13 protein-coding genes are annotated in these 15,320 nt (G+C 75.1%); 5 read left to right on the top strand and 8 right to left on the bottom strand.

The window, feature by feature from the left end; all coding sequences use genetic code 11:
- The gene (locus OTB19_RS06110; protein ID WP_267796987.1) at positions 1-501 is read right to left on the bottom strand and encodes an SRPBCC family protein; all 501 of its coding nucleotides are present in this window, start codon (positions 499-501) and stop codon (positions 1-3) included.
- Between the two features lie 65 nt (positions 502-566).
- On the opposite strand from OTB19_RS06110, the gene OTB19_RS06105 reads away from it, so the two are divergent.
- On the top strand, positions 567-3,020 hold the full coding sequence (locus OTB19_RS06105) for a hypothetical protein (protein WP_267796986.1): 2,454 nt from the start codon (positions 567-569) through the stop codon (positions 3,018-3,020).
- Positions 3,021-3,095: 75 nt separating this feature from the next.
- Here the strand turns inward: OTB19_RS06105 and OTB19_RS06100 are convergent, their stop codons facing one another.
- From OTB19_RS06100 to OTB19_RS06080, 5 genes are all read right to left on the bottom strand, one after another.
- Positions 3,096-5,564 carry a right-handed parallel beta-helix repeat-containing protein gene (locus tag OTB19_RS06100; RefSeq protein WP_267796985.1) on the bottom strand — a complete coding sequence of 823 codons (2,469 nt, stop codon included), beginning with the start codon at positions 5,562-5,564 and terminating at the stop codon, positions 3,096-3,098.
- Between the two features lie 149 nt (positions 5,565-5,713).
- The gene (locus tag OTB19_RS06095; protein ID WP_267796984.1) at positions 5,714-6,328 is read right to left on the bottom strand and encodes a hypothetical protein; all 615 of its coding nucleotides are present in this window, start codon (positions 6,326-6,328) and stop codon (positions 5,714-5,716) included.
- 310 nt (positions 6,329-6,638) lie between these two features.
- A complete protein-coding gene (locus OTB19_RS06090) occupies positions 6,639-7,466 on the bottom strand; it encodes an MOSC domain-containing protein (protein ID WP_267796983.1) in 828 nt (275 codons plus the stop codon).
- A gap of 81 nt (positions 7,467-7,547) precedes the next feature.
- A complete protein-coding gene (locus OTB19_RS06085; RefSeq protein WP_267796982.1) occupies positions 7,548-8,048 on the bottom strand; it encodes a DUF6643 family protein in 501 nt (166 codons plus the stop codon).
- Between the two features lie 247 nt (positions 8,049-8,295).
- The gene (locus OTB19_RS06080) at positions 8,296-9,468 is read right to left on the bottom strand and encodes a glycosyltransferase (protein ID WP_267796981.1); all 1,173 of its coding nucleotides are present in this window, start codon (positions 9,466-9,468) and stop codon (positions 8,296-8,298) included.
- Positions 9,469-9,680: 212 nt separating this feature from the next.
- Here OTB19_RS06080 and OTB19_RS06075 point away from each other — a divergent pair, with 212 nt between their 5' ends.
- Positions 9,681-10,475 carry a glutamate racemase gene (locus OTB19_RS06075; RefSeq protein WP_267796980.1) on the top strand — a complete coding sequence of 265 codons (795 nt, stop codon included), beginning with the start codon at positions 9,681-9,683 and terminating at the stop codon, positions 10,473-10,475.
- Positions 10,476-10,515: 40 nt separating this feature from the next.
- On the opposite strand, the gene OTB19_RS06070 is transcribed toward OTB19_RS06075, so the two are convergent.
- Together OTB19_RS06070 and OTB19_RS06065 are read right to left on the bottom strand one after the other, a co-directional pair.
- Positions 10,516-11,490 carry an ADP-ribosylglycohydrolase family protein gene (locus OTB19_RS06070; protein ID WP_267796979.1) on the bottom strand — a complete coding sequence of 325 codons (975 nt, stop codon included), beginning with the start codon at positions 11,488-11,490 and terminating at the stop codon, positions 10,516-10,518.
- Positions 11,487-12,098, bottom strand: a complete 612-nt coding sequence (locus OTB19_RS06065) for a TetR/AcrR family transcriptional regulator (protein WP_267796978.1) — start codon at positions 12,096-12,098, stop codon at positions 11,487-11,489. The genes OTB19_RS06070 and OTB19_RS06065 overlap by 4 nt, the downstream gene beginning before the upstream one ends.
- A gap of 380 nt (positions 12,099-12,478) precedes the next feature.
- Between OTB19_RS06065 and OTB19_RS06060 the strand changes: the two genes are divergently transcribed.
- From OTB19_RS06060 to OTB19_RS06050, 3 genes are read left to right on the top strand one after another with little or no spacing between them, the layout of a single operon-like run.
- Positions 12,479-12,994 carry a hypothetical protein gene (locus OTB19_RS06060; protein ID WP_267796977.1) on the top strand — a complete coding sequence of 172 codons (516 nt, stop codon included), beginning with the start codon at positions 12,479-12,481 and terminating at the stop codon, positions 12,992-12,994.
- 53 nt (positions 12,995-13,047) lie between these two features.
- Positions 13,048-14,706, top strand: a complete 1,659-nt coding sequence (gene lnt / locus OTB19_RS06055; protein WP_267796976.1) for an apolipoprotein N-acyltransferase — start codon at positions 13,048-13,050, stop codon at positions 14,704-14,706.
- 39 nt (positions 14,707-14,745) lie between these two features.
- Positions 14,746-15,270, top strand: a complete 525-nt coding sequence (locus tag OTB19_RS06050; RefSeq protein WP_267796975.1) for an NUDIX hydrolase — start codon at positions 14,746-14,748, stop codon at positions 15,268-15,270.
- The last annotated feature ends 50 nt before the right edge of the window (positions 15,271-15,320 follow it).

Below are 15,320 nucleotides of genomic sequence, written 5' to 3'. Positions count from 1 at the left end.
TCAGCGGCCCGCGTCGCGCCGGCCCGTGAGGCGGGCGTCGAGAGTGCGTACCGCCGACCGGAACGCGTGGTCGAGCCCGGGGCGGGCGGCCTTCAAGGCCAGCCGGAACGCGGCCGGCCCGTCCGCCGCGAAGGTCCACCGGATCCGCGTACCGGAGGACGCCTCCGGTCCCGCGGCCGACAGCAGCCACTCCTCCAACAGGGCGTTCAAGCCCGGCGCGTTGGTCTCGTCCGCCCGGTACGCGTACCGTCGCTCCGGCTCCGCCGCCATGATCGTCTCGCGGAACCGGACCCCGCCCGTCAACCGGACCTCGCGGCCGGCCCCGCCCTCCGTCGGTCGGGCCAGGGTGACCGCCCGGAACCAGTCGGGCCAGCCGGTCACCTCCTCCGCGAGCGCCCGGTACACGGCCTCGGGCGTCGCCGCCGCCCGCGCCGTGAAGAGCAGACGGACCGGGGCGACCTCGATGAAGTCCAGCCCCACCGGGCGGAGTCGGCGAGCCATGGCGGTACCTCCTGAGTACGAAGAGGGAACACGTGTGCGCGCCACCCTAGCCGGCGCGCCGTCAGATGTCCCCGGCGGGAGAACTTTCACGCGAACGGGGGCCTGGGCAGCGGGTCCGCCGGGCGGGATCCTGGTCAGGGGCCGAGACCGCCCCGCGAGCGGAGGCCGCCGTGCCGGACCACCCCCCAGCTCCACCGTCCCCGTCCCGACCCCCTGCCACCCCCGTCCCCCTCGCCCTGGAACTGCTGGTCCACGGCGTCGCCGGCGCGGCCCCCGGCGAACTGCTCGGCGACCCGCGCACCGTCCGGATCACCGGGGACTCCACCGCCGCCGTGTTCCGACGCGCCGAGGACACCGACGCCGAGGCCCACCCCGAGCGATACGTGGGTCGACCCGTGCCCGAGGCCTACTGCTGGTCGCGACTCACCTCCGGGAACGGCGCCCGCGCCCTGTGGCTGCTGCTCCTGCCGTTCATGGTGGCCAACCTCGCCCACTGGGCCCGGCCGGCCGCGCCGGCCACCGGCCGCTCGCCCCGCGCGGTGCGCGCGTACGGAGTCCTCGTACGGCTCGTCGCGCTCAGCCTCACCGTGCTGCTGATCGCCGCCGCGTGCGAGGTCGCGCTCGACCTGGTCGCCTGGCAGTGCGCGGGGTCCGGCGCTTGCGCGGACACACTGCCCTTCCCGCGCGCCGACGGCCCCTGGGGGCAGCCCGGACGCCGCCTCGCGCTCGGCGCACTGCTCCCGGCCGCGCTGACCGGGCTGCTCTGGTACCTCTCCAACCGCACCTGGAGCGCCTACGAGTCCCAGCCGCCCCCCGCCGGCGCCGCCGAGCCCGACAACCCCGAGGACGACACCCCCGCACTCGGCCGGCCCGGGTTCTGGTACGGGCGCCGGCTCGTGGCCCGGCTGCGCGCCGCCCACACCGCCGCCGGACTGCTCACCGTCGCGGTCGCCGTCGCCGTGCCCACCGCCGCGTTCGACCGCCGCGCGGGGACCCCCGTCCTCGAAGCCGCCGGCTGGGTGCTCCAGGCCCTGCTCGCCGGCACGGCCCTCTCCGTGGCCTGCGTGGTCTGCCGGCGCGGTCGCACCGAGGCCCGCCCCGACCACCGGCTCGACCGGGCCGCCGTGGCCCTGCTGCCGCGCGGCGCCCTCGGACTGCTCGGCGCCGTCCTGGTGTACGCCTGCTGGTCCCGACCCGGCTGGACCTCCACCGGACGGCTGCCGGGAGACTTCGCGTTCGGGGCGCTGATGCTCGGCCAGGGCTGCTGCGCCCTCGCCCTGGCCGTCGTGGCCCGCCGCCTCCACCGGGCGGCCCCCGACCCCGCGGCCGCCCTGCGGGGACTCGGCGGTCCGGCCGTGGCCATGCTCGGGTGCGCGCTCGGCGGGGTCATGTCCGGCGGCGTCGCCCAACGCGTCGCCGACTGGCTGGACGGGGGAGACACCCCCGGCATGGCCGGAGCCACCCTGCCCGGGCCGCCCGTACTGCTGTCCTGGCAGGCCGCCGTGCTGCCGCCCCTGCTGCTCGTCGTCGCCCTGCTCGCCGCCTGGTTCGCCGTACGCGGGGCCCTCGCGACGCGCCGGCTGGCCGCCACCGTCGCCGCCGAGTACCCCGACGAGCCCGCCGACCCGGCGCGCAGCCGCCGGATCGCCGGCGCCCGGGCGGCCGCCGCCCTCACCGACTCCGCGCCCTGGTTCGTGGCGGCCGTCTCCGGGACAACCCTCCTGCTCGGCGCGGGCGCCCTGGCCGGGGCCTGGATCAGCGAGCAGGTCCCGGGCGAGGCGGCCAGGGGCAGCCACCCCGCCGTGGAAGCCGCCGCCCGCGCCGCCCAGGACACCGGTTCCTGGCTGATCGGTTTCGGCTTCGTCCTCTTCGTCACCTGGGGCCGGCGCGCCTACCGGGACCCGGCGGCCCGTCGCACCATAGGGATCCTGTGGGACGTGGGAACCTTCTGGCCGCGCGCCGCCCACCCGTTCGCCCCGCCCTGTTACGCCGAGCGGGCCGTACCGGACCTGACCTGGCGGATGACCGCCTGGACCGGGCTCACCGGAGGCCGCCTGGTCATCTCGGGTCACTCACAGGGCAGTGTCCTCGCGGCCGCCGCCGTCTGGCAGTTGCCGCCGGACGTCCGCGGCCGGGTCGCGCTGCTGACGTACGGATCCCCGCTGGCCCGGCTCTACGGACGCTGGTTCCCGGCCCACTTCGGACCCGGACCCCTCACCGCCCTCCACCGCGACCTGGACTGCTGGCGCAACCTGTGGCGGGCCACCGATCCCATCGGCGGCCCGGTCGGGGCCGGCCCCGACAAGGACGTGGACCGGGGCCCGCTCGTCGATCCGCTCGCCTACGGGCGCAGCGAACTCCACCCGCTGCCCGCGCCGATCCTCGGACACTCCGACTACCAGGCCGATCCGGCGTTCACCGCCGAACGGGACAGACTGCTCGCCCGCCTGGCCGCCATGACGGGGGCGGAAGCGGCCGACGTCCCGCAGCAGAGACCGGGAAACCGGCTCGACCGCTGAACGGACGCCGTGAACCGGCGCGCGAACGGACGCCGTGAACCGGCGCGCGAACGGACGCCGCCGACCGCCGACGTCTCAGAGCGCCCCGGCCGGCAGCGCCGTCGTCGGCCCCGGCAGCACCGGAAGGTCCTCGGGGAAGAGCAGGGTCAGCTCGTCGGTCCCCGGATCGGAGAGCTGCGCCACCCGACCGGCGTGCCGCTCGACCATCGCCTCGAAGGTCTGCCGCGCGGTACGGCCGTTGCCGAAGGCCGGCCCCTTGGGAAGGTCGGCGAAGTACGCCAACAGGGCCTTCGGGGTGCCCTCGCCCAGCCGGTACTCGTGCTCCTCCGCCTGCTGTTCCACGATCCGCAGCAGTTCCTCGGGGCCGTAGTCGCCGAAGGTGATGGTGCGGGAGAACCGCGAGGCCACACCCGGGTTCACGGTCAGGAACCGGTCCATCTCGGCGGTGTAACCGGCGACGATCACCACCACCGCGTCCCGATGGTCCTCCATCAGCTTCACCAGCGTGTCGATCGCCTCGCGCCCGAAGTCCCGCCCCGAGTCCTCCGGGGCCAGCGCGTACGCCTCGTCGATGAACAGCACCCCGCCGCGCGCCCGATCGAACGCCTCCTGGGTACGGATCGCCGTCGACCCGATGTGCTCGCCGACCAGGTCCACCCGGGACACCTCGACCAGGTGACCGCGCTCCAACACCCCGAGGGAGGCGAGGATCTCCCCGTAGAGACGGGCCACGGTCGTCTTGCCCGTACCGGGGGAGCCGGTGAAGACCAGGTGCCGGCGCACCGAGGCGGCCTTGAGGCCCGCCAGTTGCCGTCTGCGACCGACCTCGATCATGTCGGTGAGGGCACGCACCTCCCGCTTGACGCTGTCCAGGCCCACCAGTGCGTCGAGGTGGCCCAGCACCTCGCCCGACCCGCGGGCCGGCGTCGCCCGCTCCGCCTCCGGCTCGCCGGACCGGGCGGGCGGCACGTCCGCCGCCCGCGCCGCCGAACCCTGGTCCGCCACGACGGTACGGATCCCCGCCTGCGCCCCGCCCTGCCCGCCGATCGCGGCCGACTGGGCGGCGAGCCGAGGCCCGGACTCGTCACTCGTGCAGTCCTCGGTCACCGGGCCGTCCTCCGCGAACTCGTAGCCGCCGCGCGCGCAACGCTCCGTGTGGCACGTGGCGAGGGTGGTGCGCGAGCCGTCGATGACGTGGAAACCGAAGCCGGAACTGCCGGTCACCCGGCAGGCCGTGAAGGTCCCGCGGCCGCCCGCCGACACGTAGAACCCGGCCTCGGTGGGGGAGGTGACCGTGCACCGCTCCAACACCGGGTCGGCGCCCTTGGTGACGATCACGCCCGTCTGCACCGAGTCGACGGTGCAGTTGGCGAGGGTGCCGCCGCTGCCGTGGTCGCGGAACCAGGCCCCGGTCGCCGCCTCCCGGATCCGGCAGTCGTCCAACTGCGCCGTCGCCCCGTCGCTCACCGACACCGCGGTGTTGCGGACCTGGGAGAGATCGCTGTCGACGACGTCGACACGGGAGCCCCGGTCCAGGACGAACAGCGCGTCCGGGACGTCGTGCACCCGGCAGGAGTCCAGCGAGGCCGTGGCCCCGTCGCTGATCCACACCGCCGGATAGTCGCCGGTGCTGTCGTGGATCTCGCAGGACTCGGCGACCACCCGGGTCCCCGGGTCCCACACCGACAGGCCGTTGCGACCGAAGCGCCGCACGGTGGTGCGGCTGAGCGTCAGCACCGAACGGGAGCGCAGATCGACCGCGTTCTCCGGGATGTCGTGGATGTCACAGTCGGCGAGCGTGAGCACCGCGTCGGTGTCGAGGGTGACCCCGTCGGCCGAGGTGCGGTGCACCGCGCAGTCGGTGAGCCGGGCGGTGGCCCGTGCCGCGACCTGTACGCCGGCGCCCTTGATCTCGTACACCTCGCAGCCCAGCGCCTCCAGACCGGAGCCCTCACCCGTGACGCCGATCCCCGCACCCGTGGCGTGGTGGATGCGGCAGCGCTCCAGGCGCGGCCGGGCGCCCCCGCGCACCGACACCCCGGTCTGGCCCGCGGCCACCACCTCGCACTCCTCGAACACCCCGCCGCCGCCGTCGAGCACGGCGATGCCGACCCCCGTGGGATTCTCCACCGTGCAGCGGCGCACCAGCGGCCGGGCCCCGCTGCCGCGCACCTCGATGCCGGCCGCCGAGCGGGTGCTGACGCGCAGGTCGGTCAGCTCGGGGGAGCCCTCCTCCACGAGCAGCGCGGGCGCCGCCCGGTCCTGGCCCTCCAGGTACAGGTCCTGGATCACGGCCGAGGCGCGCACGGTCAGCGCCACCCCGTCGAGCGGGGCGATCCGTACCGAACCCACCCCGCCCTCCAGGCCGCGCAGTGTGACGGCGTGTTCCAGGACCAGGTTCTCGCGGTAGGTGCCGGGGCCGATGGAGAGGACGTCCCCGTCGCCGGCGACGGCGAGTGCGGCGCTCAGTGTCGGATACTCACCGGAGCGGCGGCGCCACCGCGAAGCCCCGCCGTGTGTCACCTGGACCGTGCCCTGAGCCATGGTGCTGTCGTGCCCCCACCCTCGTATTCGCGGTATGCGCGCTGCCGAAGCGACTGACGTCACCGAGGCAGCTCAAAGAGATCGAAGTGTTTGGAGCGGCTGAACCACCCGGACCACCGTAGCGCGCGCGGGGCCGGTGAGTTGCCAGGTCAGCTGCCCGCACCTGCCCGGCCCCAGTCCGGGCCGGCCGCCGCCCACGCGCGGTCCAGACACGAGTACCGCCGATGCATGAGCCGGCGTACGACCAGACGCCGGACCGTCTCCACCAGCACGGCCAGGCCCGAGGCGGCGGCCAGCCCCGCCATCGTGGCGTGGAAGGACGCCGCCGACGGGTCGAGCGGGCGGCCCACCAGCCGTCCCCCGGAGTCGGTCCACATCCGGAACCGGTCGCCGGGGCGCGGTGGTTCCTCGGCGGCCGGCACCGTCCCCTGATGGCTGGTGCCGTCGGGCGCGATCCACGAGGCCACGACCTGAGTCCGTGCCGGGGTCTGCCGGTCGGCTGCTGCTGCATCGCTCTCCGCCCGGGCGGGCGGCTCCGGAGCCGCCCGGAGCACCACCGCCGGCACCAGTTGCCGCTCCTGCCGCTGTTCGCGGGCGGCCCGCTGAAGGGTGCCGTCCACCTGGAGGCCCGTGGCCCAGCCGACGGCCGGAGCCACCACCAGGACACAGACCACGGCCGCGAACGCCACCCACGCCTCGAAGAGATCGGTGGGTCGGCGCAGCGGATTGCGCCGCCAACGCCACACACCCATTGCTGTCCGCACGGTCCGGCACCCCCTTGCCTCCGCCTGTCTGCGCGTCCGAGCCTCCCGCATGCCCGGTGGACGCGCATTCCGGGACGCGCGGACAGGTGGCCACCCGATCCGGTGCACGTCCCCCGTGCCCCGGCCGTACCCGGTGTCACCCGTCCTGAGTCATTCAACGGCTCCGCGGTGCCGGTTGGTTCCGGGGGGCGGGTCGAGCCCCTCGAAGGTGTTGCTCCGGCGCCACCACCCGGCCGCCACCACCCGGCCGCCACCACCCGGCCGCCACCACCCGGCCGCAACCACCCCGGCCCGGTCGTGGTCGGCGTGCTCACTCCAGGACGCGGACCTCGTCGCCCACGCGCACCGTGCCCAGTGTCACCGGTGCCACCTGCCGCCCGAAAGCGAGGGACTTCCCGATCCGCCGGTGGCGGGCCAGGGTCGCGAGGGGCTCCTTGCCCCGCGTCGCCGTCCGTTGGTCGGTGGTCGTGACGATGCACCGCCCGCATTCCCGCACCCCCCGGAACACGGCGGTGTCACCCACGGCGATCCGTCGCCAGCCGTCCTCCGCCCAGGCCTCGGCACCCGCCACCACGAGGCTCGGCCGGAAGCGGTTCATCGGCAGCGGCCCCTCCTCGGGATGGTCCCCGCGGGCGATCAGCTCGTTCAGGGCGTCCAGCGAAGCCGAGGTGGTGATCAGCAGTGGATGGGCGTCGGCCAGGCTCACGGTCTCGCCGGGCAGCGCGTGGTCCGGGTCCACCGGGCGTCGGACGGCCGGGTCGTCGAGGTGCACCAGCCGGACGGGCATCCCGAGGAAGGCACTGAACCAGTCGCCGGCCGCTTCCGCGGCGAGCACCGTCTCGAACTTCTTGCCGAACAGCACGACCGGCGTCGGCGGCCCCGGCTCCGGCACCTCCACCGTCAGGTCCGCCATCCCGGGGGCCGACAGCACGACCCGGCCGGCCGGGAGCGGGCGCGACGAGGCCAAGGCCAGTCGGGGCCGCTGCCGTTGGGTGACGATCGAACCCTCGACGTCGATCACGGCCCAGCGGCGGTCGGCGGACAGACCCCAGGGCTCCACGGCCACCTCGTCGGGAGCAATCCCCGCCACCGACTTGACGGGATGGACGTGGAGCGAGCGGACGTACAGGGCCGGCATGAGGACATTTTATCGGCCGCCCCCACGCGTCCCCAGGTCAGCGCCGTACGGCGCTGACCACGCGACCTCCGGGAGGACCGGTCAGTAGCCGCGCCCCTGGTACTGGCGGCCGTACGGGTCCTCGTACGAGGTGGCCTGCACGGGCGCCTGCATCGGCCTGGGGGCCGCCGGGCGCATGGCCTCGTACCCGGTGCCCGCGGCGGCCGGACGGGGCTGCTGCGGCTGCTGCTGCGCGTACACCGGACGGGAGGCGACGGGCTGCTGCTGCGGGATGTACGGCGCGGGCGCCTGCTGCAACGGCACGGGCATCTGCTGCGGTGCGGACTGCTGCTGGTACGGGTACCCGTACGCCGGAGCCTGCTGCTGCGGTGCGGGCGGCAGGGCGGGCAGGGCGGACGGGAGGGCCGGCAGGTACCCACCGCTCGAATAACCGGCACTCGGGGAGTCGTACTGGGCCGGGACACGGATCGGCGCGATCTGCGGGGTGCCGCGTTCGGCGACGAGGGAGTCGTAGATGGGGGTGTCCGGGAAGGAGGGCGCGGAGTAGTAACCGCCGCCATAAGTGGAGCGGGGGGAGGTCATGGGACCTAAGTTAAGCCCACGACTTCACCGGGTCCATAGCGAGGTGTGGCCAACACCGCTCTGACCTGCATATTCGCAGGTCAGAGCCACAGGCTTCACTTCACGTCCACGTGCACGATTCACCACTTCCGCCCCGACTTGCTCCTACTCGTGCCGACCGGTTGTGCGTTGCACCCATGTGGTGCTGACGTTCCGTCACAACGCGATGACCTCGGATGACGCGGCTTCAGATGAGGGGCCGGTCGGTTCAGGCGTCGGTGGGACGGGCGTAGGTGCGGCCCTTCCAGGCGGCCCCGCGACCCCGGTGGTGCAGGACGGCGGAGTCCACGGTCATCAGGAGGTAGAGCAGCGCCGTGAAAGGAAGCAGCGGGGCCAAGGCCGCCGACTGGCGGTAGTAGCGCAGCATGGGCAGGTAGGTGCCCGCCATCAGCAGCCAGGCGAGGCCGCCCGCCCATGCCGGGGCGGGCCGCGCGGTGGCCAGGCCCACGACGAGGGCGAGGGGCGGGACGAGGTAGACCACGGTCAGGCCCGCCACCGCGCCGGCCAGCAGCAGCGGCTGGTGCCGCAGTTGGGTGTACGCGCTGCGCGAGACCATCCGCCACAGGTCGCCCAGCGCGGGGTACGGGCGCACGCTGTCCACCCGCTCCGCCAGCCCCAACCAGATCCTGCCGCCGCAGCCACGCACGGCGCGGGCGAGCGACACGTCGTCGATGACGGCCTGCCGGATGGAGTCGGGGACGCCGGCGCGGACGGCGGTCGCGGTCCGGAGCAGCACGCACCCCCCGGCGGCGGCGGTGGTCCGGGCGCCGGGGCGGTTGACCCGGCGGAACGGGTAGAGCTGCGCGAAGAAGTACACGAAGGCGGGGACGACGAGGCGTTCCCACGGACTCGTCACCCGCAGCCGGGCCATCTGCGAGACCAGGTCGAGGTCCGCGGAGGTCGCGGCGGCGACGAGCTCGCGGAGGCTGTCGGGCTCGTGGGCGATGTCGGCGTCGGTGAGCAGGAGGTAGTCCGGCTCGGCGGTGCGGGCCGTGCGGGCCTGGCCGATGCCGTGGCGCAGGGCCCACAGCTTGCCGGTCCACCCCGGTTCGGGTTCGCCGGGGGAGACGATCGTGAGCGGGAGCCCCGGCTGCTCGCCCGCCAGCCGTCGGGCGAGGTCGGCGGTGCCGTCCGTGCTGCCGTCGTCGACCAGGAAGATCTCGGCGGCGCCGGGATAGTCCTGGGCGATCAGGGAGGGGAGGCTGCGGGGGAGCACCCGCGCCTCGTCCCGGGCCGGGACGACGATCGCGACCGACGGCCAGTGCGCGGGGTCGGTGCGCCGGGGGAGCCGGACGTCGGTGCGCCAGAACATGCCCTGGGCGAGGGTGAGCCAGAGCCAGGCGGCGAGGGAGACGTACGCGGCGGTCAGGAGGAGGCCCATGGCCGCAGTGTGCCGAAACCCGCGGGTCGTGTCGCGCACTTCGGGGCGTGGCGACCCGGTGGACACGGGCCCGGGGCCGCGGCCCACCGCCCCGGACGGGGCGCGGGGGCCGGTGTGGGGCCGTGCCGGGCCGGGCCGTCGTGGCGGGTGCGGGCCGGGCGTCGTGGGGCGTGGAGGTCGGGTTCGCGGGGGGCGTCGATTAAGGTGACCAAGTGAAGATCGCGCTCATGGACTCGGGAATCGGCCTCCTCGCGGCGGCCGCCGCGATGCGCCGGCTGCGGCCGGACGCCGATCTGGTGCTCTCCTCCGACCCCGACGGGATGCCGTGGGGGCCGCGCACCCCCGCCGACCTCACCGGGCGGGCCCTGGACGTGGCCCGGGCCGCCGCCGCGCTGCGGCCGGACGCGCTGATCGTGGCCTGCAACACCGCGTCCGTGCACAGCCTGCCCGCCCTGCGGGCCGCGCTGGAGCCCGGGATCCCGGTCATCGGCACGGTTCCCGCGATCAAGCCGGCCGCCTCCGCCGGCGGTCGCGTGGCCATCTGGGCCACCCCCGCCACCACCGGCAGCCCGTACCAGCGCGACCTGATCCGCGCGTTCGCCGCCGGTGTCCCGGTCACCGAGGTGCCCTGCCCCGGCCTGGCCGACGCCGTGCAGTACGCCGACGAGGAGGCCGTCGTACGCGCCGTCGCCGCGGCCGCCGCGCTGACCCCGGCCGACGTCACGGACGTGGTCCTCGGCTGTACGCACTACGAGTTGGTGGAGGCGCCCATCCGGGCCGCCCTGATCGAGCGCACCGGCGGGAACGGGTTCGTCTTCCACGGGTCCGCCGAGGCCGTCGCCGGACAGGCGCTGCGCCGCATCGGCGCCCGCCCCGAGCCGGGTCTGCCGCGCACGGGCGGTCTGACCGTACTGCTCAGCGGACGCCCTTCGGAGCTGCCCGCCGAGGTGCTCGGCTACGCCGAGGGTCGGCTGTTCGCCGGGTCGGGCGCGACCGTCGGTCAGTGATCGCGGGCCGCCCGCGCGGGCGGCCCGAAGGTCGCAAGGGTCAGTGGGGCCGGCCCGCTGTCGCCGGCGGGACGACGTCGGGGTCCTCGGCGCCCGGGCCGGCGTCCGCCAGTCGCCGGGCCAGGTCCCGGAGTCCGGCCGCGTCGAGGGTCCGGTCCCCGTAGCCGGGCATCGGCACGTGCAGGGGACCGGTCCACGCGTCCGGGATCGCCCCCTGGCCGTAGCGGGCTCCGGCCAGGGCTCCGGTGACCGCCGCGACGGTGTCGGTGTCCCCGCCCAGGTTCACCGCGGCCCGTACGGCCTCGGGGAACCCCGAGGTGGTCCGCAGCGCCCACACCGCCGAACCGAGGCAGGGCCACACGGCCCCGTTGAACTCGGTGGCCAGGTCCGGGTGCCAGTCGGGGGCGAGTACGCGCCCGTAGCGTTCACGGTGGTCCGGGTGCACCGCGTCGAGGGTCGCGGGCAGCGCGGCCAGCGGATCGGCCCCGTCGAGGGCCACCCGTACGAGCTCGTGCAGGACGGCGGTGCCCTCCCAGGCGGCGCGGTCGCCGTGCGTGAGGGCCGCGATCCGTCGGGCCGCGTCCATGGTGGTCTCCCGCCCGGCGGCCGCGAAGTACACCGCCGCGGTGGCCGCGCGTATCAGTGAACCGTTGCCCGCCGCGCGGGAGTTGACCTGGAAGTGCAGGGCGGCGGCCAGGTCCCACGATTCGCCGTTCGTCAGCACGTCCTCCGTCTGGAGCCCGATGTCCTTGGGCCGCCCGGCCGCCCAGCGCCGGAACCTCGCGAACACGTCGGGGAGTTCGAGTCCGCCGTGTTCCAACAGGGACTCGCCGACCAGCACCGCCATCTGCGTGTCGTCGGTCGCCTCGCCCGGATCCCAGCCGCCGCCTCCGACCATCTCCCTCCCGCGCGCCGCCAGTTCGCCGGCGGGGCCGAACTCGAAGGGCGCGCCGAGCGCGTCTCCCGCGGCCGAGCCCAGCACCGCTCCCACCGCACGATCGAGCCGATCGGTCACGGGGCCTCCTGTTCGTCGGGGCAGATGCTGTCCAGCAGGCCGCGGGTGAAACCCTCCAGGTCGTCGAGTCCGGCGGCGGCCAGGGGGTTCGGGGCCCCGGCGAGGAGGTGTGGGATCGACCCGTGCAGGGCGAGGGTCAGGGCGCGGGCCCGCCCCGGCCCGCCCGGCAGTCCGGCGGCGCCGAGCAGGTGCCCGTGCGCCGCGAAGTCCGAGGCGCCGATCGGGGCCGGCAGCGCGGCCGGCCAGGGCCGCCGGGCGGCCTCGACCTGGAGCTCCGGGTAGGCCAGGACGCGGGCCCGTCCGGGACCGGCCACGTCCCGCAGCAGGGCGGCGAGGAACCCCGCGAGCCCGGCCCGGTCGACCGGGGGCACGGCGCCGGCGAGGGCGGCCGAGCGGCTCCGGTACTGCTCCAGGCAGTGTGCGGCCACGCCGCGCAGGAGCGCGTCGCGGGACGGGAAGTAGTTCTTGGTCGTGCCCGGCCCCACCTCCTCGACGCCCTCCACGCCGAACTGCTCCGACTCGGCGACACGGAGATCGCGTCCGGCACCCGGCTCGTCGACCCGGCCACGCTCGACGCCGACCTCGTCGTCGGCGCCGACGGCATCCACAGCGTCGTCCGCACCACCCGCTTCGGCACCGGCAGCCGGGTGCGCTCCCTGCGCTCCCTCGCCACCGCGGCCTGGATCGGCATCGCCGGCTTCGAGACCGGGACGTACGGCGAGACCTGGGGCGACGGCCGCTTCTTCACGCGCCCACGACACCGAGCGCCGCCGCAGCGCCCAGCGCGTCGCCCTCGCCTCCCGGACCCTGCACCGCTTCATGACCGTCAGGCACTCGGCCCTGCGGGACGCGCTGGTGGGGCTCCTCCCCGGCTGAGGCGTTCGCCCGGGCGGGAGCCCGCCCGGGCGGCCCGCCCGGGCGCGACGCCGTCGAACCGGGCGGCGGAGGGACGGTGGCGCGCGTGCGGAACGTGAGTACGCTGCTACACATGACGGGTCACCCCCCGGGTCCGCTCTGGACGGGCCGCGCCTCCAACCGCGCACAGTGGCTGCTCGCCGGCATCGGTGCGGCGTGCCTCGCCCTGGGCATCGAACTCGCCGTCGACTACGCGTGGACGGCGGGCATCATTCCCCTGCTCATGGCCGTGATCGGCTGCCTCGCGGTGGGCCTGCTCGTCCTCTTCGGCACCCTCGCCTTCGTCCACGTGGCCGTCACCGTCGACTCCCGGGCCATGGAGGTGCGCTGCGGCCACATCGGGTTGCCGCGCCGCACCATCCCGCTGTCCGAGGTGACCTCCGCCGAGTTCCTGCCGCAGATCACCCCGCAGCAGTGGGGCGGCTGGGGCTACCGCTGGCGCCCCGACAAGGGCACGGCCGTCGTCGTCCGCCGCGGCGAGGGCGTGGAGCTGCGCCTGGGCGACGGGAAACTGTTCACCGTCACCGTCGACGACGCCGAGAACGCGGTCCGGGTCATCCGCACCCACCTGCGGGCCCTGGCCCACTGAGCCCGCTGAGCCGGTCACCCGCTTCGCGCGCGGAGGGACGTACACTCCGCCAGATGAGCAGCAGTGTCACCCGCGCGGCCGGGAACGATCCCTCCCCCTCCACCGCGTCGGCCGCGGCCGACGCGAACCCCGGTGGTCCCGACGACGGGAAGTGGACGGCCGCGCGCCTCTCGCGGACCGTACGCGCCGGTGCCCGCAAGGCTCCCTGGCAGACGCGCTCCCTGATCGCCGTCCTCGCCGGACTGCTGCTCTACGCGAGCTTCCCGCCCCGCCCCCTGTGGTGGCTGGCGCCCTTCGCCCTCGCCCTGCTGGCCGGCTGCCTGCACGGTCGCCGCGCCCGCGCCGGCTTCGGCCTCGGCTTCCTCTTCGGCCTCGGCTACCTCGTCCCGCTGCTCTCCTGGACCGGCGAGGAGGTCGGCCCCGTCCCGTGGCTGGCCCTCGCCACCCTGGAAGCCCTGCTGCTCGGTCTCGCCGGGCTCGGCATCGCCCTCGTCGGCAAGCTCCCCGGCCGGGCGTTGTGGGCCGCCGCCATCTGGGTCGCCGCCGAGGCCCTGCGGGCCCGCGTCCCCTTCGGGGGCTTCTCCTGGGGCAAGCTCGCCTTCGGCCAGGCCGACGGGTTCTTCCTCCCGCTCGCCGCGCTCGGCGGCACCCCGCTGCTGTCCCTCGCGGTCGCCCTGTGCGGATTCGGCCTGTACGAGGTCGCGCGCGTCGCCCGCCACGACCCCCGCCGCACCACGGTGGCCCTCGCCCTCCTCGCCGTCGTCGCGCCGATCGGCGCGGCCCTCGCGGCCCGCCCGCTCGTGTCGGACGCGGCCGAGGACGGCACCTCGGTGGCCGCCGTCATCCAGGGCAACGTCCCCCGCGCCGGCTTCGACTTCAACTCCCAGCGCCGCGCCGTCCTGGACAACCACGCCAACCGCACGCTGCGGCTCGCCGACGACGTCAAGGCGGGCCGCGCCGAGCAGCCCGACTTCGTGGTCTGGCCGGAGAACTCCTCCGACATCGACCCCTACGCCGAGCGCGACGCCCACGACGTCATCGACGACGCCGTCAAGCGCATCGGCGTCCCCGTCGCGATCGGCTCCGTCCTGGCGCCGCCGACCGGCCCCCTGCGCAACACGATGATCCTCTGGGACCCGGCCAAGGGCCCCACCCAGACCTACGACAAGCGCAAGATCCAACCCTTCGGCGAGCGCATGCCCATGCGCTCCGTCATCCGGATCTTCAGCAAGGACGTGGACCGCGTCCGCCGCGACTTCGGCCCCGGCAAGGACCCCGGCGTCTTCGACATGGCGGGCAGCCGGGTCGGCATGGTCACCTGCTACGAGGCCGCCTTCGACGACGCCGTCCGCTCCACCGTCCGCGCCGGAGCGCAGGTCATCGCCGTACCGAGCAACAACGCCACCTTCGGCCGCTCCGAGATGACCTACCAGCAGCTCGCCATGGACCGCGTCCGCGCCGTCGAGCACAGCCGTACCGTGCTCGTCCCCGTCACCAGCGGCGTCAGCGCCGTCATCCGCCCCGACGGATCGGTCGTCCGCCAGACGAAGATGTTCACCGCCGACGCGCTGGTGGAGAAGATCCCGCTGCGCTCCACCCAGACCCCGGCCACCCGCCTCGGGCCGCTGACCGAGTACGTCCTGCTCCTGCTCGCCGCGACCGGCCTCGGCTGGGTCCTGGTCCGCCGGATCCGGGCCCGCCGGGCGGTGTGAGGGTCGATCGCCGGGCGCGGAGCCTCGTAGGGTCGAGTCATGACCACACCTGATTTCATCCGCGCGATCCGGGCCACCGCCGGGCACCAGCTGCTCCTGCTCCCCGGGGTCACCGCGATCGTCTTCGACGACCGGGGCCGGGTGCTGCTGGGCCGCCGGGCCGACACCGGCCAGTGGGCCGTGATCGGCGGCATCGCCGAGCCCGACGAGCAGCCGGCGGAGACGGCGGTGCGGGAGGTCTTCGAGGAGACGGCCGTGCACTGCGTTCCCGAACGGGTCGTCCTGGTCCAGATGCTCCAGCCGATCGTGTACCCGAACGGGGACGTCTGCCAGTTCCAGGACATCACCTTCCGCTGCCGGGCCACCGGCGGCGAGGCCCGGGCCAACGACAACGAGTCGCTGGAAGTGGCCTGGTTCGCGTTGGACGCGCTGCCCCCGCTGGACGACTTCGGCCTGGACCGCATCCACCGGGCCCTGACCGACGAACCGACCTGGTTCGCAGCCCCCTCCGAGGCGCTGACGGCCGCGTCGAGCGGGCCCGCGCACGAGGTGGGCGACGAGTGACGGAGCGGGGGGACCGCGCGCCGCACGGGACCGCACCCCCTGCCGGGCGC

Origin of the sequence: Streptomyces sp. H27-H5 (genome assembly GCF_026627505.1) — a bacterium.
Classification (GTDB): domain Bacteria; phylum Actinomycetota; class Actinomycetes; order Streptomycetales; family Streptomycetaceae; genus Streptomyces.
The sequence above is the reverse complement of the archived record's forward strand: the minus strand, read 5'-3'. Positions and strand labels throughout refer to the sequence as shown.